General features: G+C 58.1%; 30 protein-coding genes and 1 pseudogene. 11 read left to right on the forward strand and 20 right to left on the reverse strand.

Annotated elements, in window-relative coordinates:
* Positions 1–331 precede the first annotated feature (331 nt).
* Positions 332–1,198 carry an SDR family oxidoreductase gene (locus WX88_RS21300; RefSeq protein WP_046246452.1) on the reverse strand — a complete coding sequence of 289 codons (867 nt, stop codon included), beginning with the start codon at positions 1,196–1,198 and terminating at the stop codon, positions 332–334.
* A 99-nt stretch (positions 1,199–1,297) separates the two neighbouring features.
* Between WX88_RS21300 and WX88_RS21305 the strand changes: the two genes are divergently transcribed.
* From WX88_RS21305 to WX88_RS21335, 7 genes are all read left to right on the forward strand, one after another.
* Positions 1,298–1,729 carry a winged helix-turn-helix transcriptional regulator gene (locus tag WX88_RS21305; RefSeq protein WP_082116205.1) on the forward strand — a complete coding sequence of 144 codons (432 nt, stop codon included), beginning with the start codon at positions 1,298–1,300 and terminating at the stop codon, positions 1,727–1,729.
* A 152-nt stretch (positions 1,730–1,881) separates the two neighbouring features.
* Positions 1,882–2,466, forward strand: a complete 585-nt coding sequence (locus tag WX88_RS21310; protein WP_046246453.1) for a Crp/Fnr family transcriptional regulator — start codon at positions 1,882–1,884, stop codon at positions 2,464–2,466.
* Positions 2,467–2,574: 108 nt separating this feature from the next.
* Entirely contained in the window at positions 2,575–3,216 is a 642-nt protein-coding gene (locus WX88_RS21315) for a hypothetical protein (RefSeq protein WP_046246454.1), read from the forward strand.
* An 89-nt stretch (positions 3,217–3,305) separates the two neighbouring features.
* The gene (locus WX88_RS21320; RefSeq protein WP_156176331.1) at positions 3,306–3,518 is read left to right on the forward strand and encodes a hypothetical protein; all 213 of its coding nucleotides are present in this window, start codon (positions 3,306–3,308) and stop codon (positions 3,516–3,518) included.
* A gap of 307 nt (positions 3,519–3,825) precedes the next feature.
* Complete coding sequence (locus WX88_RS21325) at positions 3,826–4,395, forward strand: Crp/Fnr family transcriptional regulator (RefSeq protein ID WP_046246456.1); 570 nt, start codon at positions 3,826–3,828, stop codon at positions 4,393–4,395.
* Positions 4,396–4,617: 222 nt separating this feature from the next.
* The gene (locus WX88_RS21330; RefSeq protein WP_082116206.1) at positions 4,618–5,109 is read left to right on the forward strand and encodes a RidA family protein; all 492 of its coding nucleotides are present in this window, start codon (positions 4,618–4,620) and stop codon (positions 5,107–5,109) included.
* Between the two features lie 8 nt (positions 5,110–5,117).
* Positions 5,118–5,852, forward strand: coding sequence for an SDR family oxidoreductase (locus WX88_RS21335; protein WP_046246457.1), 735 nt, complete (start codon positions 5,118–5,120; stop codon positions 5,850–5,852).
* A 216-nt stretch (positions 5,853–6,068) separates the two neighbouring features.
* On the opposite strand, the gene WX88_RS21340 is transcribed toward WX88_RS21335, so the two are convergent.
* Positions 6,069–6,977 (reverse strand): SDR family oxidoreductase, encoded by a 909-nt coding sequence (locus WX88_RS21340; RefSeq protein ID WP_046246458.1) that lies wholly within the window; start codon positions 6,975–6,977, stop codon positions 6,069–6,071.
* 171 nt (positions 6,978–7,148) lie between these two features.
* On the opposite strand from WX88_RS21340, the gene WX88_RS21345 reads away from it, so the two are divergent.
* Positions 7,149–7,460 (forward strand): winged helix-turn-helix transcriptional regulator, encoded by a 312-nt coding sequence (locus WX88_RS21345; protein ID WP_046246504.1) that lies wholly within the window; start codon positions 7,149–7,151, stop codon positions 7,458–7,460.
* 171 nt (positions 7,461–7,631) lie between these two features.
* Here WX88_RS21345 and WX88_RS21350 read toward each other — a convergent pair whose 3' ends face one another.
* The 5 genes from WX88_RS21350 to WX88_RS21370 form a co-directional block, all read right to left on the reverse strand.
* Entirely contained in the window at positions 7,632–8,384 is a 753-nt protein-coding gene (locus tag WX88_RS21350) for a LytR/AlgR family response regulator transcription factor (protein WP_046246459.1), read from the reverse strand.
* A complete protein-coding gene (locus WX88_RS28115) occupies positions 8,314–9,414 on the reverse strand; it encodes a sensor histidine kinase (RefSeq protein WP_052732946.1) in 1,101 nt (366 codons plus the stop codon). Before WX88_RS28115 ends, WX88_RS21350 begins: the two co-directional genes overlap by 71 nt.
* A 104-nt stretch (positions 9,415–9,518) precedes the next feature.
* Positions 9,519–10,727, reverse strand: coding sequence for an Acg family FMN-binding oxidoreductase (locus WX88_RS21360; RefSeq protein WP_046246460.1), 1,209 nt, complete (start codon positions 10,725–10,727; stop codon positions 9,519–9,521).
* A 23-nt stretch (positions 10,728–10,750) separates the two neighbouring features.
* Entirely contained in the window at positions 10,751–11,461 is a 711-nt protein-coding gene (locus WX88_RS21365) for a hypothetical protein (protein ID WP_046246461.1), read from the reverse strand.
* Positions 11,462–11,498: 37 nt separating this feature from the next.
* Positions 11,499–12,182 carry a hypothetical protein gene (locus WX88_RS21370; protein WP_046246462.1) on the reverse strand — a complete coding sequence of 228 codons (684 nt, stop codon included), beginning with the start codon at positions 12,180–12,182 and terminating at the stop codon, positions 11,499–11,501.
* Positions 12,183–12,732: 550 nt separating this feature from the next.
* Between WX88_RS21370 and WX88_RS32170 the strand changes: the two are divergent.
* Positions 12,733–13,119, forward strand: a pseudogene (locus tag WX88_RS32170) (MOSC domain-containing protein); the annotation flags it as partial.
* 16 nt (positions 13,120–13,135) lie between these two features.
* On the opposite strand, the gene WX88_RS21375 reads toward WX88_RS32170, so the two are convergent.
* A complete protein-coding gene (locus WX88_RS21375) occupies positions 13,136–13,540 on the reverse strand; it encodes a winged helix-turn-helix transcriptional regulator (protein ID WP_046246463.1) in 405 nt (134 codons plus the stop codon).
* Positions 13,541–13,653: 113 nt separating this feature from the next.
* On the opposite strand from WX88_RS21375, the gene WX88_RS21380 reads away from it, so the two are divergent.
* A complete protein-coding gene (locus tag WX88_RS21380) occupies positions 13,654–14,073 on the forward strand; it encodes a nuclear transport factor 2 family protein (RefSeq protein WP_156176332.1) in 420 nt (139 codons plus the stop codon).
* Positions 14,074–14,270: 197 nt separating this feature from the next.
* Here WX88_RS21380 and WX88_RS21385 read toward each other — a convergent pair whose 3' ends face one another.
* From WX88_RS21385 to WX88_RS21395, 3 genes are all read right to left on the reverse strand, one after another.
* Complete coding sequence (locus tag WX88_RS21385) at positions 14,271–14,894, reverse strand: hypothetical protein (RefSeq protein ID WP_046246465.1); 624 nt, start codon at positions 14,892–14,894, stop codon at positions 14,271–14,273.
* 156 nt (positions 14,895–15,050) lie between these two features.
* Positions 15,051–15,875, reverse strand: coding sequence for a helix-turn-helix domain-containing protein (locus tag WX88_RS21390; protein WP_046246466.1), 825 nt, complete (start codon positions 15,873–15,875; stop codon positions 15,051–15,053).
* Positions 15,876–16,143: 268 nt separating this feature from the next.
* Positions 16,144–17,061 carry an SDR family oxidoreductase gene (locus WX88_RS21395; protein WP_046246467.1) on the reverse strand — a complete coding sequence of 306 codons (918 nt, stop codon included), beginning with the start codon at positions 17,059–17,061 and terminating at the stop codon, positions 16,144–16,146.
* A gap of 188 nt (positions 17,062–17,249) precedes the next feature.
* On the opposite strand from WX88_RS21395, the gene WX88_RS21400 reads away from it, so the two are divergent.
* Positions 17,250–17,540 (forward strand): winged helix-turn-helix transcriptional regulator, encoded by a 291-nt coding sequence (locus WX88_RS21400; RefSeq protein WP_046246468.1) that lies wholly within the window; start codon positions 17,250–17,252, stop codon positions 17,538–17,540.
* 438 nt (positions 17,541–17,978) lie between these two features.
* On the opposite strand, the gene WX88_RS21405 is transcribed toward WX88_RS21400, so the two are convergent.
* The 9 genes from WX88_RS21405 to WX88_RS21445 form a co-directional block, all read right to left on the reverse strand.
* Positions 17,979–18,560: a cysteine hydrolase family protein gene (locus WX88_RS21405; protein WP_046246469.1), complete on the reverse strand. Its 582-nt coding sequence runs from the start codon at positions 18,558–18,560 to the stop codon at positions 17,979–17,981.
* 91 nt (positions 18,561–18,651) lie between these two features.
* Positions 18,652–19,050 carry a group III truncated hemoglobin gene (locus tag WX88_RS21410; protein ID WP_052732948.1) on the reverse strand — a complete coding sequence of 133 codons (399 nt, stop codon included), beginning with the start codon at positions 19,048–19,050 and terminating at the stop codon, positions 18,652–18,654.
* A gap of 61 nt (positions 19,051–19,111) precedes the next feature.
* On the reverse strand, positions 19,112–19,744 hold the full coding sequence (locus WX88_RS21415) for a MarR family winged helix-turn-helix transcriptional regulator (protein ID WP_046246470.1): 633 nt from the start codon (positions 19,742–19,744) through the stop codon (positions 19,112–19,114).
* Positions 19,734–20,015: a hypothetical protein gene (locus WX88_RS21420; RefSeq protein ID WP_046246471.1), complete on the reverse strand. Its 282-nt coding sequence runs from the start codon at positions 20,013–20,015 to the stop codon at positions 19,734–19,736. The genes WX88_RS21415 and WX88_RS21420 overlap by 11 nt, the downstream gene beginning before the upstream one ends.
* A gap of 168 nt (positions 20,016–20,183) precedes the next feature.
* Positions 20,184–20,447, reverse strand: a complete 264-nt coding sequence (locus WX88_RS21425; protein WP_046246472.1) for a DUF2024 family protein — start codon at positions 20,445–20,447, stop codon at positions 20,184–20,186.
* 28 nt (positions 20,448–20,475) lie between these two features.
* Positions 20,476–21,057 carry a protoglobin domain-containing protein gene (locus WX88_RS21430; protein WP_046246473.1) on the reverse strand — a complete coding sequence of 194 codons (582 nt, stop codon included), beginning with the start codon at positions 21,055–21,057 and terminating at the stop codon, positions 20,476–20,478.
* 186 nt (positions 21,058–21,243) lie between these two features.
* Entirely contained in the window at positions 21,244–21,993 is a 750-nt protein-coding gene (locus tag WX88_RS21435; RefSeq protein WP_046246474.1) for a hypothetical protein, read from the reverse strand.
* 439 nt (positions 21,994–22,432) lie between these two features.
* Positions 22,433–23,545 (reverse strand): PepSY-associated TM helix domain-containing protein, encoded by a 1,113-nt coding sequence (locus WX88_RS21440; protein WP_046246475.1) that lies wholly within the window; start codon positions 23,543–23,545, stop codon positions 22,433–22,435.
* 227 nt (positions 23,546–23,772) lie between these two features.
* Positions 23,773–26,184: a TonB-dependent receptor gene (locus tag WX88_RS21445; RefSeq protein WP_082116213.1), complete on the reverse strand. Its 2,412-nt coding sequence runs from the start codon at positions 26,182–26,184 to the stop codon at positions 23,773–23,775.
* Positions 26,185–26,373: the final 189 nt, after the last annotated feature.

Consider the following 26,373-nt stretch of genomic DNA (forward strand, 5'->3'; position numbering starts at 1 on the left):
AAGACAATAGGCGCTAGTTTCATACCCTAAAGTAAGGCCTGGTTATTTTTGGCTGGGTACTTATGATGCCCGAGTAGTTACAATGTGCCAATTGCCTAGTGCCAGTTGGTACAAATCCTCATCGACGTCAGAAAGGCCTCTTGCTTAAGAGGCCTTTCGTTTCAGGAATAAAAAGCGGCCCAGGTTATCCTGAATGCGCAGCCGGCAGGTGGGCACGTCGAGCAGACCGAGGAGCTTGGCGCCGTAGCTGGTCAGCTGGGTTTCCAGGTTAGGCGGTCAGCTGTTGGCGGCTCGTTCGAGGCCCTCGCGCAGGGGCATCATTACCGCCTGTTTATTTACCGTATACGGTTGCCAAATAGGTTTTCAGGTCGGTCGGCTTACGGCCCAGGAGCTGTTCGAAGGCGGGGCTGGCAGAGTTGAACTCATTGGCACTAATGGCGCGGGCTATTCCGCTTGTCAAGTCTACAACGGGCTCGGGCACTTGGTGCTGGCGCATGCCAGCAGCCATGTCCTCACTCGAAATAGGGACGTACGCTACGGGCTGGCCCGATACCTCAGTCAGCGCGGTGGCTACGTCGTGGAGAGAATACGGGGGCGCGGGCGCAATGTCGTAGATTTGGTTATCGTGACCGCTGCTCGTGAGCACGTTGGCTAGTGCTTGAGCAATTTCTTCCCGTAGCGCATAACTCACTTTTCCGTCGCCGGCCGCGAAATAGATTTTGCCGCTGGGCAGCGCATTTTCCCCGATAAACATCGGCAGTATATCCAGATAGAACGTGTTGCGGAAAATCGTGTGGGTGAGCCCCGAAGCTCGCAGATATTCCTCCGTGGCTAGATGGCTCGGTGAGGCGCCGAATTGCGACTCCCGGGATGGATTCAATAGGCTGGTGTATACCACGTGCCGCACACCCGCCTGCTTGGCCGCGTCAATCACGTGCTGGTGCTGCCGCATACGAATTTCATATTCCACCTCACTGGTAGAGATGAAGAGTACGGTTTCGACCCCCTGAAAAGCGGCCTGTAACGACGCGGGGTCATTGTAGTCGCCGGGGCGAACCTGGACGCCTTGCTGGCGCAGGGCAGTGGCTTTTTCGGGGTCGCGCACTACGGCGACGATTTCGGTGGGCGCTACTTTAGCGAGCAGGGCCTGGATGGTGGCTTGGCCGAGGTGGCCAGTGGCGCCGGTGATGGCTAACATAGATTTGGAGGTTAAATGGCCAATGGTTACTTTTAATAACTCAAAGGTATTTGTTCCTTTTACACTCCGCAAGAAGGCACTTCCAGCTTACTAAGGCACATGGACATAACTGCTGTTGACACTCAAGCCACTAAAATGGCGGGCTTGGTTATAGATATTTTGGCCTTTTCAAAAAACGGCCCTCAGATTTGCCCCGTGCGCGACGTGCTGGACCGCATCGGCGACAAATGGTCGTTGCTCGCCATTCTACACCTTGGTACAGCCGAGGCGCTGCGCTTCAATGAATTGCGCAAGCTGATAGACGGTATTTCACAACGCATGCTCACCGTCACGCTCCGTTCGCTGGAAACCGATGGCCTGGTGACGCGCACGGTCTACGCCGAGGTACCACCCCGGGTAGAATACCGCCTCACCGGGCTCGGCCACAGCTTGCTCGGGGCCGTTATTGAACTAGTCACCTGGGCCAAGGTACACGCACCGGCCATTGCCCAAGCCCGGCTGGCAGCGGCTGCATCGCAAGTACCAGCATAGTCAGGCCAAAATCAAACAAGCTGATTGGTTGGCTAATTCTTTCCTAAGACATTAACCAACCAATCGACCAGCATAAATAGCTTATTCTCCAGAGGTTCCAAATTTTAACTGCCCCCTGAATTAACTGTACATTGACTTAAAAAAACGCTCTAATGCCTGATTTGTCACCCGCACCTGAAGGCCTGTATAAGCAGCTACAAAGCCTGATTCCGCTAACTGATGATGATTTTGCGGCGTTTGCGGTCGTGTTGCAGCCGGTGCAGCTCCGAAAGAAAGAGCTGTTGCTGCGCGAAGGCGAAGTGTGCCGCTCGGTGGCTTACGTTGAGCGCGGCTGCCTGCGCTATTTCTACAACGTGGCGGGCGAGGAACACACCGGCCAATTTTTCTTCGAGGGCGACTGGTACACCGACTACGACAGCTTTCTCGACCAAAAGCCCTCCGCTCAGTACATCCAGGCCCTGGAACCGACCCAGGCGTGGCTACTGTCCCGCCCGGACCTGTACCGCTTGTATGAAGAGCGGCCGGTGTTCGAGCGGTTTGGGCGCCTCATGGCCGAGCAGGCCTACCGCGGCAGCAAGGCCCGCGGTGCGGCCTTCCTCAACCAAACCCCAACGGAGCGCTACGAGCAGCTCGTGCGCAACCGCCCGCAGCTGGTGCAGCGCGTGTCGCAGCGGCTGCTGGCCTCCTACCTAGGCATCAAGCCCGAGAGCCTAAGCCGCATCCGGGCGCGGCAGTAGAGGGGCGGCCCCGAGTGCTTTATTAACCCAAATCATCGTTTTCACTTTTCCGGGCCGGGCACCTTTGTATCGAAGCTTTTACTAACCAACTCCGCTTCGTCAAATCCCATGAAAACCCTGACTATCATCGCAGTTACAGCAATTGCATTTGCCGCTGCTGCGCCCACCGTCCACGCCCAAAAAGCCGATACCAAGCGGCCTGTGTACGCCGAAGTTGGCCTCGGCATCAACAAGACTCTGTACTTCGGCAACACCCGCGCCAAGCTCACCCAAGCCCTGGGGGGCAGCGCCAAGGCCGGCACCGGCAACAACATCCTGGCCGGCTTCTACGTGGCACCCGAGAAGTGGCGGGGGCTGGGCATAGGCTCGCGCATTTCCGGCTCGTTTGGAGCCCCGGTCGAGGGCGACTTTGGCGACGACTATATCTTCAACTATTATAACCTGGCCCTGGCCGCCAAGTACTACGGGCTGAGCCACGAGTTCGGGCGCGGCCTATACGCTCGCGGCAGCGTGGGCTTTGGCCAGCTCACTACCAAGCGCTTCAATGAGGAAAACAACTCGTACCGCCACCAATACGCTATTGGGGCTTCGCTGATGGCCGGACTGGGCTACACCGTGCCGCTGAAAGGCTGTAGCCTGAGCCTGGAAACCGAGTTTGAGTCGGCATCACGGTCCGGTACCATCGATGGGGTGGGCAGCAAGACGTTCCGCAGCGGGCAAGTGGGCGTGAACGTGATTCTGGGCTTCTGATACGAGCTAGGTATTGATGACTAACCACTCAATCCTAGCTTTCCCATGCCCCTTACCCGTGAACTTTCGACCGCGCCCGAGCTCCGGTCTTGAGTGCCTTGTCTGGCGGCCGTGCCGTGTTCTGGTCGCGCCTGGCAGCTGCCTTGCGGCTCCTCGAAGCCGTAACCGTGACCATACCCGTGGTCGTGTTGAGCCAGCGGTTCCGCTTTCCGGTCATTCTACGGGAGCCGGCGGCTGTGGCCCTGCCGCTGTTTCGAGCTCAAGAGGCCGCTGTGGTACCAGCTTACTATGTTTTTCGGTGAACATTTTGGCGGACCCAATGCTCCAACATTCCCTTGGTTGAACCTTACTGCTAACTCGACTTGGACGCTGTGGGTGCTCGGGCTCGCGGGCACACTGCTGGCGCGGTCCCTCACAAGGTAACGGCTCTCTATAGATGACGGGCGAATAATCAAGCCAAAGGGATAAATTCATCTGCATCAGCTAGGTTGGCGAGGTAATATCTTGCACCTTCCTCATAAATTCGCGCTGTGACCATTGTATACCGTTCCGAAAACTGTTCTACATTTATGCGGATAGTGCTTCAGGCGTCCCACAGCTTCGTTTCCCTTGGAAGAACTCCTCCACCAAATCGGCTTAGTTAGCCCGCTGCCGGACGCTACAGTGGAGGCGTTGCGGCCCCTGTTTTCGCCGCTGGCCCTAGCGAAAAACGAGTTTCTGGTGCAGGCTGGCGAAGGCACGCGCACGGTGGCTTTTGTGACGAGCGGGGTGCTGCGGGCATTTTTCACCTCACCTGATGGCGTCGAATACAACAAAACCTTCTTCGAAACCGGCGACTTCCTGGGCGTGTACTACGCCCTGCTGCTGGAGCGCCCCAGCCACTTGTCGATGCAGGCACTGGTGCCCACGCAGCTGTGGGTAGCCGATTTTGCCCAGCTCACGGCCCTCTACGACCAGCACCCCGCCTTGGAGCGCTTTGCCCGAAGACAGGCCGAGCGGCTGTTTTTGGTAAAAGAGCAGCGGGAAATCGACCTGGTAATGCTGGACGCCAAAGTCCGCTACGAGCAGTTTCGGCAGCAGCACCCCGATTTGGAGCAGCAGATTCCGCAGTACCACATTGCCTCGCACCTGGGCATCACACCTACGCAGCTCAGCCGCATCCGGGCCGGCGAGCGGTAGCGGTGAGGGACCTCTCGCAAAGAGAGGAGAGGCTAATTTGAGTCAGAATATCGAAAAGAAGGTTGCCTTCTAATTCTTAGCTTTTGCCTCCAGCCTCTGCCTCCCCCTCTCCCACAGAAAGAGACTGTAAGTGAGGCATACGCGTTTCTTTACCTATGTAAATGCACAGCGGTGGATGAGCCAGGGACCTTTGTGTCATCCTATCACCTCACCCCCTCAACCATGAAAAAGGCAATCACTGCGGCGCTGGCCGCGGGCTTGGCTCACACCGCTCACGCCCAAGCTCCCACGTCGGCGGTGCTGACGCAGGAGAAAAACACGTTTGTAAATCCCGCTGGCTTATTCGACCCACGCCACAATGGCTTTTCGCACCTGGCCAAGGTGCCGGCCGGTACTGAGCTGGTGTACGTAGCCGGGCAGTGGGCCTCAGATGCTACGGGCAAGCTGGTGGCATCCGACTTTGAAACGCAGGTGCGCCAAACGCTGCGCAACCTGAAAGCCGCGCTGGCTGCCGCTGGCCTCAGTACCCGCCACGTGGTGAAGCAGACGGTATACATCGCCGAGTTTTCGCCGGAAAAGAAAGCGGCACTCATCAAAGTAGCCGGGGCCGAATGGGGCGCGGAAGTGTTTCCGGCCGGTACCATCGTACCGGTGCCCATGCTGGCCACGGCTCCCGGCTGCCTGATTGAGGTAGAAGTCATTGCCTCCAAATAGCGCGGGTCGTGGAATTGACCAATCAAACCATTTTGCTCACCGGTGGCACCTCGGGCGTAGGGCTAGCCCTGCTGCGCGAGCTGCACCGGCGCAACAACCGCCTCGTGGTAGTGGGCCGCCACACTTCGCGCTGGGCCGAACTAGCCCCCGAATTTCCGAGTGCCACCTTCGTGGCCGCCAACCTGGCCTTGCCCGCCGACGTGGCCGCGCTGCTGCTCGTCATCACACGCGAATACCCCCAGCTGTCGGTGCTCATCAACTGCGCCGGGGTGCAGTTTAACTACACATTGGGCGAGGAGCCGGAAAGCTACTCGCGCATCGCAGCCGAAATTCAGACCAACCTCACGGCCCCCGCGCAGCTTACCGATGGATTGCTGCCCACACTGCGGCGGCAACCGGTCGCGGCAATTATCAACATCACGTCCGGCCTGGGCATTGCGCCCAAACGCTCGGCGCCCATCTATTGCGCCACCAAAGCCGGGCTGATGCAGTTCACCCAAGCGTTGCGCTACCAGCTGGAAACCACAAATGTGCAGGTGACAGATGCCGTGTTGCCACTCGTTGATACGCCGATGACGGCCGGGCGAGACCGGGGCAAAATAGCGCCCGAGCAGGTAGCTGCCGAAATCGTGACCGGGGTCGAGCGCGGGCAGGCGGTGGTCAACGTGGATAAGGTGAAGCTGTTTCGGGTGCTGCACCGGGTGCTGCCCGGAGTAGCAGAGCGCCTACTGAAAAACGGATAAGTACTCCTGACTTTGGCCGGCTTGAAACGCATGGCAGCGAGCATAATGAGCAAGTTTCTTTGGTACACGCTGGCTGCATCAGGCGAGTTCAGAGCGCTACTCCGCACTGACTTCGAGACCGTTGTAAGTGCGCGAAATATTCCCGCAAAAACTAGACGGCCGGCTCTGTCACCACTACTAGCCGGCCTTAACTATCTCGGAGAGCAGCAGCCGTTTCTAGGCAGTGAAGAGCGACCGGTGCTGCGCCACCCAATCCGCAATACTGGTCATGGGTACCGGGAGTTGGGCCAGCACGGATTCCATGTCGGCTTGGAAGTTGGGGCGCTGCTCGGGAAAGTCCCACATGCGCTGGTACTCGCCAGCGGCGGCCGTGCCTGCTCCGGGGCCGAAGGCATCGTCGAGAATGCGGCCGAAATCCTGTGGGGGCATGGCAAAATACTCAACTGAGCGACCCAGACCGGCCGAAAACGCCAGGGCCAGGGCCGGCCCATCAGGATTGGTCAGGCCGCTGATGGGCCAGTTGGCACCGGCCAGCTCGGGGCGTTCGAGCGCCGCCACGACCAGCGCACTCACGTCGTCCGAGGCAATCCAGCTGATGGGCATGTCGGACGGGGTGGGGTACGCCACTTGGTTTTGGCGAGCGACGAAGGGAGCGGTCCACGGGCCCAACAGGTTTTCGAGGTACACGCTGGGCTGCAAAATGATGTGCGGCAGGCCGCTTTGCAGCAGGTACTCCTGAATATCGCGGCGCACGTCGATGGCCTGGTTGCCGGTACGGACGGGCAGAATGGCGCCGCTCGTGTTCCACACCAGCAGCTTCACGCCAGCCGCCTTAGCCGCATCAATGGCCTGCCGACCATAGTCGGCAACCTCGGCGGGATTGGCAAAAAACGGAATCAGCAGCGCCACGGCGTCCATGCCTTCGCTAAGCTGGCGCAGCCGGCTGGCGTCGGCCATATCGCCCTCCACTACCACGGCGCCGGCCTCGGCATGATGGGCCGCTTTGGCAGCGGTGCGGGTTAGGACGAAGGGCTGATGACCGCGCCGGAGCAAGTGCGTAGGCACGGCACCAGCCTGCGAGCCCGTAGCGCCATAAACCAGTACTTTTAATTTTTTATCGCTCATAACAAGGAATATTGAGGCCTTAAGCTGTTGAACTCAATGCCAGGATGATGGGCAAATGCCGAAGCAAATCTCAGCCCCACACCACGGTCCGCACAAGTACGCCGCCGCGCCAGAGTTACTATGGAAAACCAGTGCATTCCTGAATCCCAATTACTTGCTCAGCAAGAAAAGTTGCAAAATAATTGCCCCGGCATCACCGCCACCCTCGACCTGATCAAAGGCAAGTGGAAGCCCCTGCTGATGTTTTACTTATCGAGCGGCAGCCGGCGCTTTGGCGAGTTGCACCGCTTGCTGCCCAATGCCACCCAGCACATGGTGGCCACCCAGCTGCGCGAGCTGGAACACGATGGCCTGGTAGAGCGCCGGGTGTACGCCGAGGTACCGCCACGCGTCGAGTATTCCCTCACTCCCCGCGGCGAAAGCGTGCGTGGCTTGCTAGAGCACATCTACCACTGGAGCGAGCAGCAGAACCTACCTGCCTAGCCCGCCGCCTGAGCCGCTAGCGCCGCTCCGAAGCGGATTTAGGGCATTTCGGGCGGGGAGTGGAACTCTGGCGGGGAGTGGAACTCTGTAGCTCGCGCTATACCGCACGGGTCGAATCGTTCGGGTGTCCGCCGGGGATATAAATAGGCACGTTCGTATAATACAAACCACTCAGGCATCGAGCCAGAGCTTGAACTCGGCGACCCGCTCCCTACTTACCAGCACCTCCGCATTGGTGGGGGGAGCGAGGTCGAGCTTGAGGCGGCTATTAAAGTAGAGGTGAATTTTCTGCACGGCTTCGAGCCGCACCAGGAACTTCCGACTGATGCGGAAGAAGCTCTGCTGGTCCACTACAGCTTCCAGTTGGTCGAGGGTGTAGTCGATGGGCAGTTGCGCGCCCGCTTGGGTAATTAGGGAGACGCCTTCGGACTGATATTGAAAATAAGCGACTTCAGTGGTCGGGATATAACGCAGCTGCTGCCCGATTTTCACCAGGAACCGCTGCTTGAGCCCTAGTGCCGGGGCGACTGCTGGCGCCGCAAGCGGCAGCCCCGGCGCACCCACCAGTGGATAGAGCCGATGAAACTTATCAAGGGCCCGCGCCAGGTCCTGGAAGTCGATTGGCTTGAGCAGGTAATCAACACTATCCACGCCAAAGGCCTGCAGCGTGTAGTTGTCGTGGGCGGTGGTGAAAATAACGGGCGTGTGGCTACGCACGGCCGCAAACAACTCAAAGCCCAAGCCGTCGTTGAGGTGGATGTCGGCGAAAATCAGGTCGGGCCGGACGGGCTGTTCGAACCAGCGAATCCCCTTTTCCACCGAGTCGAGCACGGCCAGTACCTCGATGCCGGGGCTATACCGCCGCAGCAACCCGGTCAGGCGTTCGGCGGTGAGTGGCTCGTCTTCCAGAATCAGCACTTTCATGGGTAGGGAGCAGTAGTAAGGGCAATTTGACGGTGAAAAAAGCATCCGTGGCCGTCACCTCAATCGGGTGCGGGCTGAGCAAGGCGTAGCGCTGCCGGATGTTAGCCAGGCCCAGACCAGTGGAAGGCTCGGGCGAGCTGCGGCGCTGCACGTTGTTGTGCACCACCAAACAGCCGCCTTCCCGGCTCACCCGCACATACAACGGACTTTCCGGTGATAAGCGGTTGTGTTTGACGGCATTTTCGAGGAGCATCTGCAGGCTCAGGGGAGGAAGGACCTCGCCGTCGTGCGCGGGAGTCAGATCGATTTCCAGCACCAGCCCCTCACCGTGCCGCGTGGCGAGCAAGAAGGCGTAGGCCTGCACCACAGCCAGCTCCGTGCGCAGCGGCACCAGCTCCTGGCGCTGGCTGTCGAGTACGTACCGATACACTTTGGCCAACTGCGTAACGAAGTCGGCGGCCATATCCTGGTCTTTGTAGATGAGCGTGGTGAGGGCGCTGAGGCTGTTGAAGAGAAAATGCGGGTTGACCTGGTTTTGCAGCGCTTCGTAATTAGCACGCACAGTGGCCTGCGTGAGGTCGGCGGTGAGCAGCTGCGAGGTTTTCCAGTAACGGAAGAAGATGCGGACCCCGTTCACGGCCACCACGAGGAAAACCTGAAACACCACGGCCAGAAACAGCTGCTTGAAAGGTGTGGGCTTGCACTCTAGTAATACTTCGAGCACATTATGGTGAAAATACACCGCCGCGAGGGATAGCAACACCGCATATAGGCCGCTGGCCAACGAAAAAAGTGTAACCCACTGTACGGGGGTGAGACTGGCAAACAGCACTTGCCGGAACGCCCGGTAGAGCTGCGTGCTGCCCTCCCAACTGCCGATAATGATTAGGACGGACAGCACGACGTAGGCGTAGGCCCGCGGGCCAAAAACCAGCAGCTGCTCGGCCGGCATGGTAAAGAAGCGCCCGGCCAGGTAAGCCGCCAGGCCCGTTACAATTTGCAGCAGCAGAGCGATGACCTTATTTTTCATGGACCAGATGAAGGAACACCGGTCAGAGCCGGTTGCAGCCAAAAAGCAAGTGTAAGGTAAGCACAAACTGCTGAGGCAATGACGCCGAAATCAATCGCAGCCTGTTAGCCAGTGGCCGGCACCGGCCTGAGCAGCACCTGCGCCAGCGAGCGGCGGGGCACGGCAACGGCGGGTCGCTGAGGATAGCCGAGGCGAAAGCCGAAAGTGACCTGGCCGGCACCGGCTGGCAATAGGGACGCCAAGTGCTGGTCTGCCTGCGCGGGCCGCCCGAGCTGTTGGTCGCGGTCCGCTACTTCCACCAACTGATTGAGAGGCTGTAGGGCCAGGCCCAGGGTAGTAGCGCGCAGGTGCAGCCGCTGCCAGAGCCGGCCGGCCTGCAAGGCCTGCTGAGCATCGTAGCGGTCGGGCACGGTGAGCAGGCCAAACGCGGCGGCGGTGGGCAATTGCTGCTCCCGGGTGTTGCGCAGCCAGATGGCATCCGACTTCTCGCTGGAGAGGCCGGGCAGCAGCTTAGCCAAGCGCAGGGTGAGCGGCGAGAGGCCCGCCCCTTCGAGCGTAACCCCGTCGCGGTGCGTATCGCTGGCCCGGGACGTGAGCCGAAACCAGCGGTGGCTTGCCGCGCTCATTGCCGCGTCGCTGATAATGGTTTGGGTAGCCGCGAGCGTGTGGCGAGAGAAGGCTATTTTGGCCTCATCGGTGGTGAGCAGGTGCACTTGCCCGGGCGTATCGGCCGTTGCGAGGGTGCGCAGCTGCGTGAGCGCCGCCGCGCCAACGGACCGCGTGGGGTCGTAGGGCCCACGGTTGGTGTGCCGGTGCGGGATGGCATCGTGCAGGTCAGACGCCGTGGCCGGGCCCGGCTGCAAGTGCAGGGTAGCTACGCGAACCGGGCCGCTCGCATCGGGAATGACCTCGGCCGATAAGCGCCCCGGAACCAAGTCTACGACGCAGGCATAGCCGTGAGCCTGACCGGCCAGCACCATGTTTTCGAGCGCGCAGCCCAAACCCAGGTGCAGCTCGCGCCGGTACGGGTCCATGGCGCCCAAGGTTCGGGTGAGGTCGGCATACAACTCTATTTGTTGGTCACTCACACGAAACAGCCAGGGCTGGGTGTTGTGCGGGCTGCACGCCAGTATTCCGGCCCGCACCAGCGCCAGCGGGCCGTGGGCCGCGTCCTGATTCCAGCTCTGCCAGGGCTCGTAGGCGGCGCCTTCGCCCACGCGGAACACGCCCCGCTCGCGGGCGTAGAACACGCCCCCGCCCACCGTGAGCACGGTCAGGGCACCGGCGCCCCGCAAAAATCCTCTTCGGTTCATCTTCAAAAGCCGCTAACCGGGCGTTAAAACACTACTCCCACTTGCGCATGCAATGCGCCAAATTTCCACTGGTCATCGCCGATGCCGTTCACCTCGACGCGGGTGCTGGAAAGCTGGTAGCCGACCTTGGTTTCCAGGCCTAAACCCTTATTGGCAAAGGGAGTGAACGTGTAGCCGGCGGCCAGGCTGCCGCCGAAGCCAATGCCGAACTGATGAAAAAACTGCTGGGTACCGGCCTCATCCACGTAGCGGTTTTTGCTGAACACCGACGCCATGCCGGCCTGGCCACGCACGAAGAAATTGGCCTGCGAGAAGGGATAGTACTTGAGCGACGGCCCCACATCCACGAAATTAAAGAAGTAGCCTTCGGCATACTTGCCTTCGGCCGGCTGCGAGCTGGTGAGAGAACTGCGCACGACAATGCCGTAGAGGAGGCCCGGCACCCGGGCCAGCGGCTTGTGGTAGGCCGCTTCCAGCGACCAGCCCAGTTGGCGCGGGTATTCGCCCACAGCTTTGCGGGCCCCACTGCCGGTGGCATAATAGCTCTGGCCGGCGGCGCGCAGGTCTTTAGAGCGCACCAGTTCCTGACCACCAGTGAAGGAGGGCGCCACGATGCCGAGCGAAAATTCCAGCTGTTTCTGGCCGCGAATAGAAGGGTCGGTTTGGGCTGCAGCGGAGCGGGCCCACAGTGCGCCGGCCAGCACGGCCAGCGCACAGAAGATGGAACGGTTCATCGAGCGAAAGGGGAAGAAAGGAAGGAAGCTGGGGCAGCTATTTGCGGTTGAAATTCCAGCCCAGCGAGATGTTGTAGATGAAGCCGTCGTTGCCGGGCGTCCGGGCCTCGTCTACCCGCAGCGCACCCTCCGCATCCCGGAAAGTAGTCTCGTCACCGTTGAGCGTCGAGCCTACTTTGGGCCAGTACTTCACGGCCGGCTGTAGCAGGAGTCCTTTGAATAAGTAGATGTTGTAGTAGGCCCCCAGCCCCGCCGTAAACGTGGTGTATTGGAAGCTTTTGTCGGCCTTCGGCTCAACCTTGTAATTGGTGAATTTGGGCTCGAACATGACCACTAAGTTCTTGATGGGTACGTAGCCAATGCCGAAGCCCCCGGTCAGGGGCGTCCGCACGTCGTTGAACAGCTTCTCGTCCTCATCAGAGAGCAGGTTTTTATAAGAGAGGCCAAACCCAAATGAGCCTTCGAGGATAATCCGGTCTGAGAGCCCGTAGTTGAAGGCGATGTTGCTGCCCTTCAATAGCAGTGGCTGGGTGATACCGGAGAGCAGAATGAACTGCCCTTTGTTCTGCGGCCCGTCCTGGGCCCATGCTGGTGCCCCGAGCAAGACGGCGGCCAGAGAAAACGACAGGACCGGCAGGACAGCGCGTTTGGTTTTACGCGGCGCGGAGGCTTGCGACGGGCGCAGAAAGACTGAGAACTGGAGCGGACGGTGGTTCTGCATGGGAGGGTTGCCGAGGCGATGAGGGTTCGTAAGGCAGCGACTTTCGCGCCTTTTCTGGAACAATTTTACGCGCCCCCTCCACCCCTGCCCAGCGCTTATCGGCAGGCTGTTGAAGCAGTCCCCTGAAGTGTTAATTGAGAGAAGTGAAATGCAGCTCCAGCAGGCTTACCGCCTCCATCCAGGCTGACGGCAACTCTTGCTTCGCCGGCTGTTGTGGCTACGTTATATGGTAGGAAAGCATCAAAAAGTGTGGGCGCCTACTCACATACGCCAAGTGGAATTGGTACCAATGCTTGCCTGCCCCCAACCACCACACCCTTTTTGACGCTCTCCCGCAATGCGACAAATGCAGTGACCGCAGAAAAAGCAGTTGCAGCTAATTACAGAATAAATCTGAGGGCTGTTTGAAGCGTAATCGGCTCTGCTCAGAAGCAAACGGCCAGAAATAGAACGGTCTCCGACGTGTTGATCAACGTTGTATGTTTCGCCATTTATTGAGCCCCTAGCGTTGCAGGTTCGCCTTTTGCTGTTTTTGTAGTTTTTCTCCGTTATGTTATCTATTCTAACGCCTCATCTATCGTTGTTAATAAGTTCGTTGCGCGTAGGAAGGCCGCGCCTGTTTGAGGAATTACGTACTAACTCTGAAACTCGCGCTTGGACTTCAGCACTATTGAAAGAGCCCCTAACGGGGCCTGTATGGCTTTCGGCAACGAACTTAGCAGGAGACGAACAAGCTGACCTACGGAGTCATGGCGGTCCTGAGCAGGCACTGTGTGTCTATCCAAGCGTTCATTACCGTTACTGGTCTACGCGTTTAGGGCAACCACTAACGACGGGTAGTTTTGGCGAGAACTTAGCGCTGGATGAGCCGTGGGTGGAAACCGACGTGTGCATCGGCGATATTTTTGCTTTTGGGGAAGCAATCATTCAAATCTCTCAGCCTCGGGCTCACTTCACTCCGCCGCTGGCTTGTCCGAGGCCGGTTTGTTGCAGCGTGGCTCTGGCTGATTCGTCAGTTGTTGCTGCTCAGCGCCCCAGCTATTCAGTTGCGCCAGTACCGGAATCAGCGAGCGGCCTTTGTCGGTGAGGGCGTATTCTACCCGCGGCGGCATTTCGGGGTAGATGGTGCGGGTGAGTAGGCCGCTGGCTTCCAGCTCGCGTAGCTGCTGGCTCAGCATTTTGGTTGTGATGGCCGGAATGGTTTGCTTGAAGCCACTGAAGCGGATGATGCCGCTGTGAACGTACCACAAGAGCAACAACTTCCACCGGCCGCTGATGAGTTGCAGCGCAAATTGCATGGGGCAGGATTCGGCCAGCTGCTGCTCGTTCTCAAAATTGCGTGAAGTTAATTTTCTCATTATCAACTTTACTTACCATTTAACCACTGTGCTACAATTTAGTGACTGAATGCGAAAAGGAGCCCAAAGAAAGTAGGTTTGCTGGCATCAATCACCAACCCATTTTCTTTCACATGGAAAACCAAATCATTCAAGACCTGCTCGACCAAGCCCTCGATTACCAGGATTGGGATTTACTACAAAGCTTGTTCGCCCCCACCGTGCAGGGCGATTATTCCGACTACGGGATGCCTGCCCAGACCTTCACCCGCGAGCAGCTAATCGGTATTTTTCAGCATTCCTTCAGCCGGCCGGGCCTGCGCACCCAGCACCAGAGCACCAACTTCCGCATCACGCTGGCCGGCGACCGGGCCACGAGCGTGTCCAATTTCACCGGTCACCATTTTATCCCAGGTTTTGCGGGCGGCGAAGAATTCACGCTTTACGCCGAATACACCGACGAGCTGGCCAAAACCGACGGCCGCTGGCTGCTGCACGGCGTCCGGCTCAAGGTATTTTACACCTCGGGCAACCTGCAAATCCTGATCAGCTAAGCGCCAACGCATTGTGGCGTGGAGCAGCAAGCTTGCAAGTGAAACCAGGCTTCATAGTCGATTTGCGCACTCTATCACGCGCAAAGACGGCACCCGCATCGTCTTGCGGGTGCCGTCTTTGCACTTTTCTTCATCGTATGCTCAACTCAATTCGCTGGTCTGGCGGCACACGGGCCGCTGGATCAGGAATTGAAAGACTAATGAGTTGCTGTGTTCATCACAGGAGGTAAGTTCAGCAAAGGGGTTAAAAAGCCATAAGATAGATACCAATCTATCTGGGATTCGTACGTGTAGATGTGATTAACAGTAGCTAGAAAGAGGAAGGGGGCCAACTCATTATTTCCCTTGTTTTCAATGGAAACCGAGTAAGTTTCTTCCTTGCCTTTTTGGTGCTTATCCTTTTTATACTGAATGGCCGCCACCGGCTGGCCGGCGCTGGCAAAGGCTAACTGAGCTCCTTTTTGCTTCTTTTGGGTGAAGACCTGCCCATTGGGTAGAGTGAAAGTTCTCCAGCTGGTGGCGATTGTTCCCAGCGGCTGGCTAGCGGTTGGGCTCTCCAGTGAAAACCCTTTTTCTTTCTTTACCAACTTATAGAAGTTGCCCTCATAGAGGAGTCCTTCTTTGCTAAAGGTTAGCACCGATTGGCCGGTGGTGGTACGCAGATCGACGGCTTGAGGAAGCACATTCGTCGTTTCTGAGTACACTCCTCTGAAGATGTCGGTGGTTGGAAAGGAGCTAACCAGTCGCTGTTGCGCAGCAACGGGCCGAAAGATGCCAAAGGGCAACAAGAATACGGTCAGGGACAAGCTAAGGCGTTTCATCGTGTTTTATCAACTAAAGGTGAAGGATGCCCAAAAGTCTGCCCCGAAGGGCTCCTAATAATTGTAAAAATCCGACAGGGCCTTCTTCCAGCTGCCTCGGGAATGCAAGATCGTCCTCTTTGCTTCCTATTAATAAGCTAGTTAACGCCTCATGCCTTATTGCTCGTAGCTGTAGAATTCAGACAGTGTACTCACTTTTTTCAGGTACTGCGAAGGCGTGATATGGGCGAATGCCTGAAATTCCTTGATAAGATGAGATTGGTCGGTGTAGCCAAACTCATACGCAAGCGCCGTTAGCTGTCCTTCGAAAGGCGCTTGCCTAATGCGCTGGATAACGGCCTGAAAACGCACTACCCGAATGAATCGCTTGGGACTTACCCCAATGCAGTGCAGAAAATGCCGTTCGAGGGTTCGTTCCGAAACCTGAGTCAGGTTAGTCAACTGCTTCACCGTAATTCCCCCTTTGCGTTGCTGAATAAACGGCACCAGCCCATTGATGAGGCGATTAGCCCGCTTCTGATTCAGGCGCTTTAGCAGATACGATTCCAGAAGCGCGCTACGCGCATCCGGTGCAGGATTGGCAAAAAGCCGCTCACTCAGCTCCTGGACAGACGAGCCAAAGAGAAGCTCAAGCGGGTGTATCTGGGTAGCAAGCTCATGGAGTGATACCGAAAGAAAAGGATAAAGACCCTCGGAGCGAAACTGAATGCCAATCATATCTACGGCCTCCGCCTGTGGCTGAATGAAGTGCGAGTTCAGACACATCGCTGAGAGAATACTCTGGGGTAATACCGTTGGGGTCGGCTGCCCGTGGTCAGCGTATTGGCTCGCCAGGTTTATGGTAATAACTGATTTGCCGTCCGGAAACATCTGAGAAACCGGCGCCGAACCCAGTGGAATAGTGGCCCGAAAATAGAAAAAGCTTTCTATGTAGGACAGCAGCAGAGGGTTCTGAGGTAGTTGCTGCGCGAAGAGCTGCATGAAGATAAAAGGCCAGGTGTTTGAGGGCTAATGCCATGAGAAACGAAGCGTTGCTCCTGTGCATCCTTTATCTGTTGCTAACCTATACCCCACCGAATTATTGCACTGACAAGCGCTAATGCTTCGACTTTGCAGCACGAAAACAGCCTGCCGGAGTATGCAATAATGAAGAAAGTAGTCCCTCTGATCCCTCTGACGCCACCCATACACCGCGCAGGCGGAACCAGGGTACGAAGGACGCCGCCAGCGCTAGTGGCGAGTGCTGATATTAGCGGGCTGGGGCAAAGGCCACCGCGTGCTGCGCCACCCACTCCTGAACGCTGGTTAACCGCACGGGCAGCTTTTCCAGTACCGGCTGCATGTCCAACAGGTATTTACGCTTTTGCTCGGGAAAGTCGTAGAGCATTTGGTAGTCCTTCGCCACAGCGTCGCCGGCACCCGGGCCGAAGACCTGGTTGAGAATGGCCCCAAATTCCAGAGGAGGCATGGCGTAGTAGGTAATGGGGCGCCCGAGGGCCCGGCTGAACTGCTCGGCCAGCGCCGCGCCATCCAGCCGCTCCGGGCCGCTGATTTCAAACCGGGAGCCGTCGAGGTGTGGCCGTTCGAGAGCAGCGACCATTAGGGCACCCAAATCATCGGAGGCCAGCCACTGCGCCTGCATGTCGGCGGGGTGCGGGTACGCCAGCCGGTTTTCGTTGGCCACGAAGGGCGCCGTATAGGGGCCCAGCAGGTTTTCCAGGTACACGGTGGGTTGCAAAATGATGTGCGGAATGCCCGAGGCTTGCAGGTACGCGGTGGTCTGCTGTTGGTGGTCGAGCAATGGGTTGCCGACGCTTTCATTCGCTGCTGATGGTTTGCCACCGGTATTCCATACAATGAGCGGTACGCCCGCGGCCACGGCCGCATCGATGGCATTTTTAGCAGTCACGGCCGGTGGCACGGCCGTGAAAACGGGTGTCATCAGGGCCACGGCGTCCATGCCCTGGCTGGCTTTTTGCAGTGATTCGCGGTCACTAACATCGCCTGTCACTACCTGGGCACCCGCAGCTTGTAGGGGCGCTGCTTTTTGCGAGTCGCGGGTTAACACGTAAGGGGTGTGGCCCCGCTCGAGGAGCTTCCGCACCACTGGGCTGCCTTGCGAGCCGGTGGCGCCATAAACCAGCACTTTTAATTTTGAGGTACTCATAAAGAAGATTTTGAGTGTTGACTGTTGTGGAGAAATTCAGCCTTTCGGCCGCGTTATTCCACAAATCTCCTACGCCTTGTCAAGCCTTACAAGCAGGCTTTTATCAGATATATAGTATGTTAAAAGAGACTATTGCAGGCGCTCAAGTGCTTGCCGCAGAAAAAAAATCAGCTATTATTTGCCCTGTCATGACCAATACCCTGGACTTGGTGCGTGGCAAGTGGAAACCCGCGTTGCTCTATTATTTGGCTGAGGAAAGCCCACGCCGCTTCGGGACACTGCTGCGGCTGTTCGGCGGGCTCGTGACGCAGCATACGCTCACGCAGCAGCTACGCGAGATGGAGCACGATGGCCTGGTGACCCGCGTGGTGTATGCCGAGGTGCCGCCCCGGGTAGAATACTCGCTCACCGACAAAGGCTACTCCCTGCGGGCCCTCATGGAGCAGATTTACCAGTGGGGTGAGCAGCATGTCGGCTGAGCACTGGCCGCGCCACCAGCCAGCGGTGGCCAGCAATGGATTAGCATGCTGCGCAAATTATATAGGCAATCAAATTATTATTGGGCAACCAATTAGTATATCTATTGAAGCCAAAACCCCTACGACAGCTCCCGCTCGGGCTTCAAGGTCAGGGGTGAAATCAACTGCAAAGACTACAGACTAAACTGGAACAAAGCCCTCGGTACGGTCGGCAAGGCAGTGAGCGAAGAAGTAGCGCTGATGAGCAATAGCGAGTTGTTGAAAAATTAAACTATTGGCCTGCATCGGGCTGTCCACATCGGGGTCAGACCGACACAGGCCGGCACTTGTGTCTTGGGTGACCATGGGCGAATGCATTGCACAACCATGTGCGCACACTGGCTTCCATACACCGAGAAGGCTTGCTCAGTGCTAGCGCATAGGTAGCCGCAATCTGTTTTATTTGGTTTTAGCGAGTTGCTCTATAACTCCCGCCGTGGTTAGCACGGTGGCGAATTCCTCGTTCAGGCTTGCTAACGCCGTCTGGTGAATAAGCTCGGCACTAAATACTTCCGTACCAACACCTTTCCTGGCAAATGTGGCACAGGCATCCGCCACCAGAAAAGTATCGAACCCCAAGTTGCCGGCCATGCGGGTGGTGGTCGAAACGCAATGGTCGGTAGTGAGTCCCGCGATGACGAGAGTAGTGAGATGCTGCGCGTCCAGGCGCTCCTTCAGGTCCGTACCGATGAAGGCACTGTTTACATTCTTTCCTATAACGGGCTCGTCGGGCAACGGCCGCACTTCATCCTTAAAATCGTGGCCAGGCTGCCCCGGAGCTAGCCGCGAACTGGGATTAGTAGAAGAATGCTGCACATGAAAAACAGGCAATTGATTCGCGCGCCAGTACGCTAGCAGCTCTGCCGCATTGCGTTCAGCGTCAGGATTATTGCGTTCCCCGCCCCAATAAGCAACATCGTCAAATGCTTGCTGGATGTCAATGAGTAACAGTGCTGGGGAGGACTTTTGTGTGAGAGGCATACTATTGCAAGAAGGGTGAAAGGCGCCTTATACAGCTGCAAAGTACAATTGATTGACCCAGGTTAGAGCGTTGATAGCAATCGTCTTTTTATTATAAAACCGACTTGCCACCATTGCCACGGGCCAGCGCTATTTTGGCCTGAAACATCTCGCCCATCTTCAAGGCCCGCACCTTGATTTCAGCAGCTTTTTCACCGACAAACAGTGCATCGACCGTCTGCCCAAACAGTAGGAGCCAGCGCGTGAAATGCTCCTTTTCGATGGGCAGGTACAGGTGCTTGGCGCCGGGGTTACCGCGGTAGCCGGCGGGCTGCGACAGCAGCGCGCCCGTCCAGAAACGCGTCATCGTGGCGAGGTGCTCGGGCCAGTGGCCGGCGGGAATGCGAGCGGCAAACACCGGACCGAGCAGTTCATCGGAGCGTACCTGCTCGTAGAATGCGTGAATCAGGCGGCTAAGGTCTTCCGAATTATGAATGTCGCGGTCGTTCATAGCAGGAGAAATGACGGCGGAAAGATAAATAACAGGCCCCAGGCACGGGCTGCGGGAGCTTCTAGAGCACCGCCGCCTCGTGCTCGGGGCAATCAATCCGCAGGTGGGCACCTTCCAACAGGATTTTCAGCAGGTGGCAAAAGTGCCCGCCGTTGGGTTCCTGTCCGTAGAAACGGCAGGAAAAGCACATCCGCTGCACCGGGATGATGCCGGTTTGCTGCAATTGGCCGATGACGGCAAGCAGGCTCAGGTACAGCGCTTGCTTTTGGCGAGCGGGCAGGCGAGCCACTGGTGGAGTTAGTTGCTGAGCAAACCGGCTGGTGCGGTCGGCCAGCTGCTGGCCGGCGGCCGTTAGGTGCAGGGAGTGGCTGCGCAGGTCGGCGGGGTCGGTCAGCCGGCTCAGGAGCTGCTTCTGCTCCAGGGTTTTCACGGCCTCGCTCACGGTAGCCCGGCTCACCAGATACTCGCGGGCCAGGTAGCTGACGGTGTTTTGGCCCTGGCTGTGGAAGCGCAGAAACACCACCACCTGCAATTGCAACGGGCTTAGCCCCACCTGGGTGGCCTCCTGCCAGAGAAGGGTACGGAACACGCTGGTGAGCCGCTCCAGCGAGGCCACGATTTTGAGGTCCAGGTCCGGGGGCAGGTTTTGTCGGGCGGGGTCGAAGGGGCTGGCAGCGGTGGGGTCAGCAGTCACAGGTAAAGTCCAGGAAGTGGCGGAAAGGCGGTGCGAAGGTGCCATTCACATTCACCACGCGGTCGAGCCGAATCCGCTCGCCGGTGCCGATGACGAGGTATTCGGCCAAGCCATCGGTGGTCCGCTCGCTGGTCAGGTCCTTGAGCAGGGTGGTGACGGTTGTGAATTCCCAAAGGTCGGTGAAGTATTGCAGGTGCGAGTACTTACGCCAGGTAATGGTGGCCTCCAGCAAGTCGTGGAACGCGCAATCGATGGGCTGATAAGGAATCATAATTCAGGATATTAAAAGTGCAGTGAGCGTAAGCTGGGCAGACTTCAGCTAAGGCTAGCTCATTCATTCACAAACAGAAATGCAGCCATAAAGAAGCGAGCAAGCGGTTATGCTCCGCTCGGCATAACCGCCTGCTCGCTTCTACATTATTCTTACCTAGACAGCCTTCTATTGACAGCCCTGCATTTCGATAATGTAGTAGCCCTGCCGGGCAATGGCCGCCGCCATTTCCGGCGTGGGCTGCTCAACGTGGCAGAAGGAGCATTCCTGAGCCGAAAGCGCCTGGCCTTCCTGCCCTTTGCTCTTCAGATATTCCCGGCCGAAGCCGTAAATAGTTTCCTTGTTGGTGAGCGTATCGGGCACCAGAATATCAAAGTGCATGACCGTGCTGTCCTTTTTGCGGACGTAGGTATCGTAAACGGCGACTCCCATTTGCGTAAAAAATAAAGCGGATGAAAAATTAAAACTGGCCTTCCTTCACGTAAGGGTAGCTCCAGAGCGTGGCGGTGAGGGTGACGGCCTTAAACCAGGCGGCGTGCATGGCTTCAACCTCCGCCTCCGAGTGCCCACCGTTTTGCAGAAAGGGTTTGATGGTGGCCGTCAGGGGCACGATGAACGTGGTGAGGTAGCGCAGGTGAATGAGTGGCTCAGCCACGGCGCCGTCGGTGGTGTTCTTCTTGACGGTGGTGTGCCGCAGGCCGATTTCGTGCTGATAATCGAGCCACTGCTGGTCGTAGGGCCGGTTGCAGATATCCAGAATCCACTGTCCAAACCGGGCGCGGACGCGGGCCAGGTAGTTGCCATCGGGCTGCTGGTTGAAGGAGAAGTAGCGGAGTAGGTGCGGGTGCGCGCCCACAAAGCCGTACCACACGTCGAGGATGGCATCGGTTTGCGGTGCCAGCACCTGGCCGGCCAGCAGCAGGGCCTGCTCGTCATCGGCCGAGAAAAGCACCGTTTGCTTGAGCAAGTCCAGCTCGGCAACGGAGACGGGAGACTGGCTCACCTGGCCGTAGGTGTAACCAGGAATGGATTGATTTTCCATGGATAATAAAAGGTTAGGGGTGAAAAAATCAGGAAAAAAGAAGCCCTGACCCACCCGAAAGGCAGGTAAAAAAGTCCCGTAAAGAGTAGTTCAGGAGCAGTATGCAGCAGATGGCCCGGCTGCTTTTTCAGGGCGGTGGCTCATCACCTCTCCTGCTTGATTGGCGACTCCGGGTCGCCGCAGTACTTACTTGGTGGCCACCGTGTAGGGCAGCGAGAGGTTGCCCGACATCACTCCGTATACTTGGTACACACCGAGCATGGGCCGGCTTTTATCGGACGCATTCACTTCCATGTAGCAGGTCACGAGGTCAAACTTGAAGTTTTTCTGGTGGTTGATGCGGTCCAGCGGAACTACTGCACGACCGGTATTACCCTTCATGGTGACCGTGAAACCGGGCGAATCCATGTACATGTGCATTCCGGGAGCACTGGTGGGCGGCAGCTTGGGGGCGGGCCCCACATGGTTCATGTTGTCCATCTGGCCAAATTCCTTCACTGAAAAGCCTCCGGCTACCCGCGCATCCTTGATGAGCACGACCCAGTGCGCGTGCCACACCAGCCCGTCATTGTTGTAGTCGCCGTCGTTGTTTTCGTCCCAAAGCGGGGTGTCCTCAAAGTCGGGGTGCGAGGTCAGGGCCAGCGCCACGATGCCATCGGTAGCGGCCATGCCAATATCGGTCGATTTCAGCGTGGTCGGGAAGACGTAGCCGAGCACGGGGGCGCCATCGGTTTTGCCAGCTGGCCGGGGCTGGGTTTTGCCCGCACTGCCCGCCACCTGAAACTCAAAGACCAGCGTTTCGAGGTCGGGGAGGTAGTTGACGGCCGCTTTCTTGGGCGTGTAGTCGGCAGTGGCGTAGGGCTTGCCCGATGACTGGGCAGCGACGGGCGCAATCACGGTGCTGAGCAGGCTCAGGGTGAGAACAGCTTTTTTCATGGATTCTATAACTTTAGGGGTTAATGACCCTTCAAAAGTAGTTGGCACTCCTAATCAAAATAGCAGCTTTCGCAACTGGCCCAGGCAGTAAATAAATTGTGGTCCCGTTCGCCAAGCCACCGACTTAGAACGATTTGAAGTTGGAGTACCTGGCGGGGCCGCCCTCCGGCCCTTCTCGAAAAGAGAGGAGAGCCTAGCGAAACAAGAGGCTGCACTACGCTCATGCGACGAGCTTTTGACCTCTTATAAAGGACCTGTACTCAACGGGAGGTAGAAAAGGATTTTTGTTTGTGTCGATGGTGCAGACGCAGCGCGAACCGGCATGCAGTCAATGACCCGCAACTGCTTGAAACTTCTTAAAGCTGCTCGCAACGAGCTTCTTCACCCAACGGGCACTCCCCCAAAATTTCTGCATACGACCTAGTATTCCCACTCCTGCTCATTTCTGGGGCAGGCGTCCGACTTGGCCACGCCGAGCCCTCGGTCGCAGGTTGGGGCCTTTAACCCAGAGAATAAAGCCTGTGATGGTGATAATAGCACTACTCAGGGCCAGCAACGAATAGAGGACTTTGATACCTAACCCGCCGTACTGGCCGAAATGCAGCGTCCGTAGCGCCAGATCGAGCTTTTCCGGCATCGTGAGGTCTTGCTGGCGCGTGAGCTTCTTCAGCTGAGCCGGGCCGGCCACATTGGTAAATTCTGCTTTGTTCACCGAGGTGCCCCACAGCCAGGCATCCTGCGGCGAGGTACCCAGGATAGCTACCGGCGCCTCGGGCTTGCGGGGGAAGTTGATGCGCGTGGGTCGCAGGCCGGGCACCTGCTGCCCGGCGACGCGCAGCAACTCGTCCAGGTTGGCCGCTACAAGAGGAAAAGCGGCGGCCGGCTTCTCGTCGCTGCTCAGGATTTTTTTCAAGTCGAAGGCATCCCAGCTCAGCCACAGGCCGCTGCTGGCCAGCAGTAGCTGAAACAGCAGTGCCCATACGCCCAGCACGCGGTGCAAGCCCGAAGCCGTCGCGCGCCCACTGCGCCAGCTCAGGCGCTGCCGAAACAGCACCACTTTCAGCAAATGCTGACGATAAACAACCGCCCCGGTGAATGTGGAGCCCAGCAAGCAAATAGCAAAAATGCCAGCCAGCGCCTCGCCCACATGCTTGAGGTAGAAGGAATAGTGCAGGATAATGAGCGCGTCGGTGAAGGAGTTGAACGCTTTGCCCAGCACCTGCCCCGTGTAGGGATGCACAAACAACCGGCCATATTCGCCAGCCTCGTAAATGCGGATTTCCAGCGTTTCAGTCGGCGTTTGGGGCAGGTGGCGGAACGAGAAGAACAGCGCTGCTGGTTCCTGCCGCCGCGCCGCCCGGTACAGCGCGTCGTAGCTCAGCGGCGGCTGGCCCGCCGGCGCTTCCACCCGAAACAGCTCCGGCCGACTCAACTCATTCAGTTCCTCCCGAAACACCATCAGCGCCCCGGTAAAGAAAAATATCAGAATGAAACTTCCCGCCAACAACCCCAGCCAGGAATGCAACGCGAATAGACGGCGGTTGGAAGTCATAGGCATAAGCCGCAGAGGCGAATAAGGTTAAAACGCTGGCAGTCCTGTCGAGGGCATAATTAGATTAAATAAACCGTCATGCTGAGCGGAGCCGAAGCATCTCGCGTGGGATAGTGCAGAGAATTAGTGGCGGCACGCGAGATGCTTCGACTCCGCTCAGCATGACGTTCTTCCTAGACGCTTTATTCAACATAACCAACTACAAAACATCTAGTTGAAACCCTGCGCTAAAACGACACGCCTACGCGTAAGTTCAGACGGGCTCCGTTGCCGCGGGTGTACTCGGAATTGTTGCCGTAGAACTGCGCGAGGGTGGAATAATAGGACTTGTTAAACAGGTTTTCCACCCCGAAGCCCACGTTGATGCTCTCCGTGGCCTTGTAGGCGGCACTAAAATTGAATAGGTCGAAGGGCTTGATGGGACCTTCGCCGCTGGCGTAGAGCGCCGTGGCCGTGGGACTAGCCAGAGGCTGAAACCGCTCGCGGCGGCCGGAGCGCATGTAGTTCAGGTTCAGGCTCAGGCGCTCGATGGGGGTGTAACGGACGTAGCCAGTGGCTTTGGGCGGGGTGATGCGGGTGCTGTTCAGATAGACATCGACGGCATCGTTGAAGCTGCCGTTGTCGTTGCGGTCCGATTTGCCTTCGACCCAGGCGTAGGAGCCACCGAGTGAGAGGTTGGGCAGCGCCGCGTAATCCAGGGTCAGTTCGTAGCCCCACACTCGTTCGGGTAGCCGCTGGGGCACTAGCACGCCGTCTACCTGCACCAGGTTGGCGCCCAGGTCGGAGCGGCTGATGTAGTACACAGCCCCCAGGTTCACGGGCCCGAGCTGGCTGTTGAGGCCGGCTTCGTAGTTGCGCACAATCACCGGCTTGGTTTCCAGCTCCGCAATCGACGTCACTTTCTTCGTGCCCACTGAGGCTGTGCGCAACGTGCGGCCCAACTCGAAGAGCGAAAAGCTTTCGGAATAACTCACAAACGGGTTTAGCCAGCGGTAGCGGGTGTAGCGCAGGCCGGCGTTGTACACGGCGGTGTTATAGCTCAGCGTGCCGCCGCGCACTTGGTCACCGCCCTCGTACGTGGTTCCGCGCTGGGTGCGCAGGGTCTGAAAATCGTCCACGCCCACCCGGATATTTTCGAGGCGAGCCCCGGCTTTCAGCACCACGTTCGTGAATAGCTCGCTGCGCAGCTGGGCATAGGGAGCGAGGTTGCGCATGTTCATTTCGGGAGCCCACACGCGGCCATCCACCAGGCTCTGCGAGGTGCGGTCCTGGAGCACGTCGAGGCCGTAGGTGATGTCGGCATTGAACCGCTCGCCGGTGAGCACGGGCGTATTCAGGTTCAGGCGCAGGCCGCGTTTGGTGGAGAGAATTTCCGACTGCCCGCCGCCCTCAAAAAAGGTACGGTCCACGCCATAAATTGTGCGAAAATCCTGCCAGTAGGCGGTCAGGTCCACAGAGGTGCGCAGGGGCAACCGCTGCTCGCCGCGATAGGTGAGGTAGGCGTTGTGGTTGTAGCGGGTGCCTTCGTCCACCCCCAGCCGCTCGCCACGCACCCCAATGGCCGGAGCCTGGCCGTACTTGCCGGGGCGCAGCACGTAGTCGGAGTTCTGGCGCGAGCTGAAGTAGTTGTACATGCCTTCCACCCGGTCTTTCGGGCTGAGGTCGTAGCCCAGCTTCGCGAAGCCGTTGTAGGCCTTGGTTTCGCCCAGCCCATACTCCGGCGAAATCACCTCCCCGCGGGCGTCTTTGAACACCCCCGTTTGGTCGTACGAGCCGCTTACCACGTAGTCGAACGCCCGGCGCTTGCCATAAAACTGCTGCGAAGCGCGATAACCCAACGTATTGCCGCTCAAGCCAGTCAGACCGCTGTTCATCCCCAGCGTGGTTTGCCCGCCGAAGGATTTGCCAGGTACCGGCTTTTTGGTGATGTAGTTGATGAGGCCCCCGTCGGCCCCATTGCCATAAATAGAGGTGGCGCCCTTGATAACCTCAATCCGCTCAATCACGGCCGGGTCGATGGTGCGGATGTCGCGGGAGCCGGCCCGCAGCGGCGTGCTCTGCGGAATGCCGTCCACGAGTACCAGCACGTTGCGCCCCCGCAGGGTCTGGCCGAAGTTGCCGGTCTGGTTGTTGTTCAGGCCCAGGCCCGGCACGGCATTGCCCAGCACGGCCGCAATATTGCCCGGCGTGATGGCCGTTTGCACCGCGATTTCCTTCGGCCCCAGCACTGTTACCGACACCGGCGTTTCGCTAATCGTCTCGGCCCGCCGGCTCGCTGACACGATGACTTCGTTGAGCTGCGCGGCGCTGGCTGCCAGAACCAAGGCCACCGTAGCCGTTTGCCCTTCAGCCACCACCACTGTCTGACGCTGGGTTTCATAGCCAACAAAGCGCGCTTCCACGGTGTAGGTGCCGGCCGGCACGCCATCAATTTGGAACGAGCCATCGGCTTGGGCAGCGGCCCCAAGCGCGGTGCCGTGCAAAACCACGCTCACGCCTGGTAAGGCTTGGCCGTTGGCTTCCGATACCCGTCCCTGTACGGCACCCACCGCTTGGGCCAGAGCAGTATAGCTACCGCTCAGCAGCCAGAAAAATAGCAACGGCAGATATAGCCGACGCACACGCAGAATAGAATTCATGCTTATTTAGAATGATTATAAACATGCAAATGTACTCTGTATCAGCGCCCCTGACAAGAGTTGTTTATAATCATTCTAAATAATTTAACCTAATGTAGCATTAAGCTAAGGGGCCGGCTAGCAGTAGCGCGGACTTTCAATCCGTGCGTTGGTCAGGCCAGATTGGTTCGCGGACTACAAGTCCGCACT

The organism is Hymenobacter terrenus (genome assembly GCF_000972495.1).
Taxonomy (GTDB): Bacteria; Bacteroidota; Bacteroidia; order Cytophagales; family Hymenobacteraceae; genus Hymenobacter; species Hymenobacter terrenus.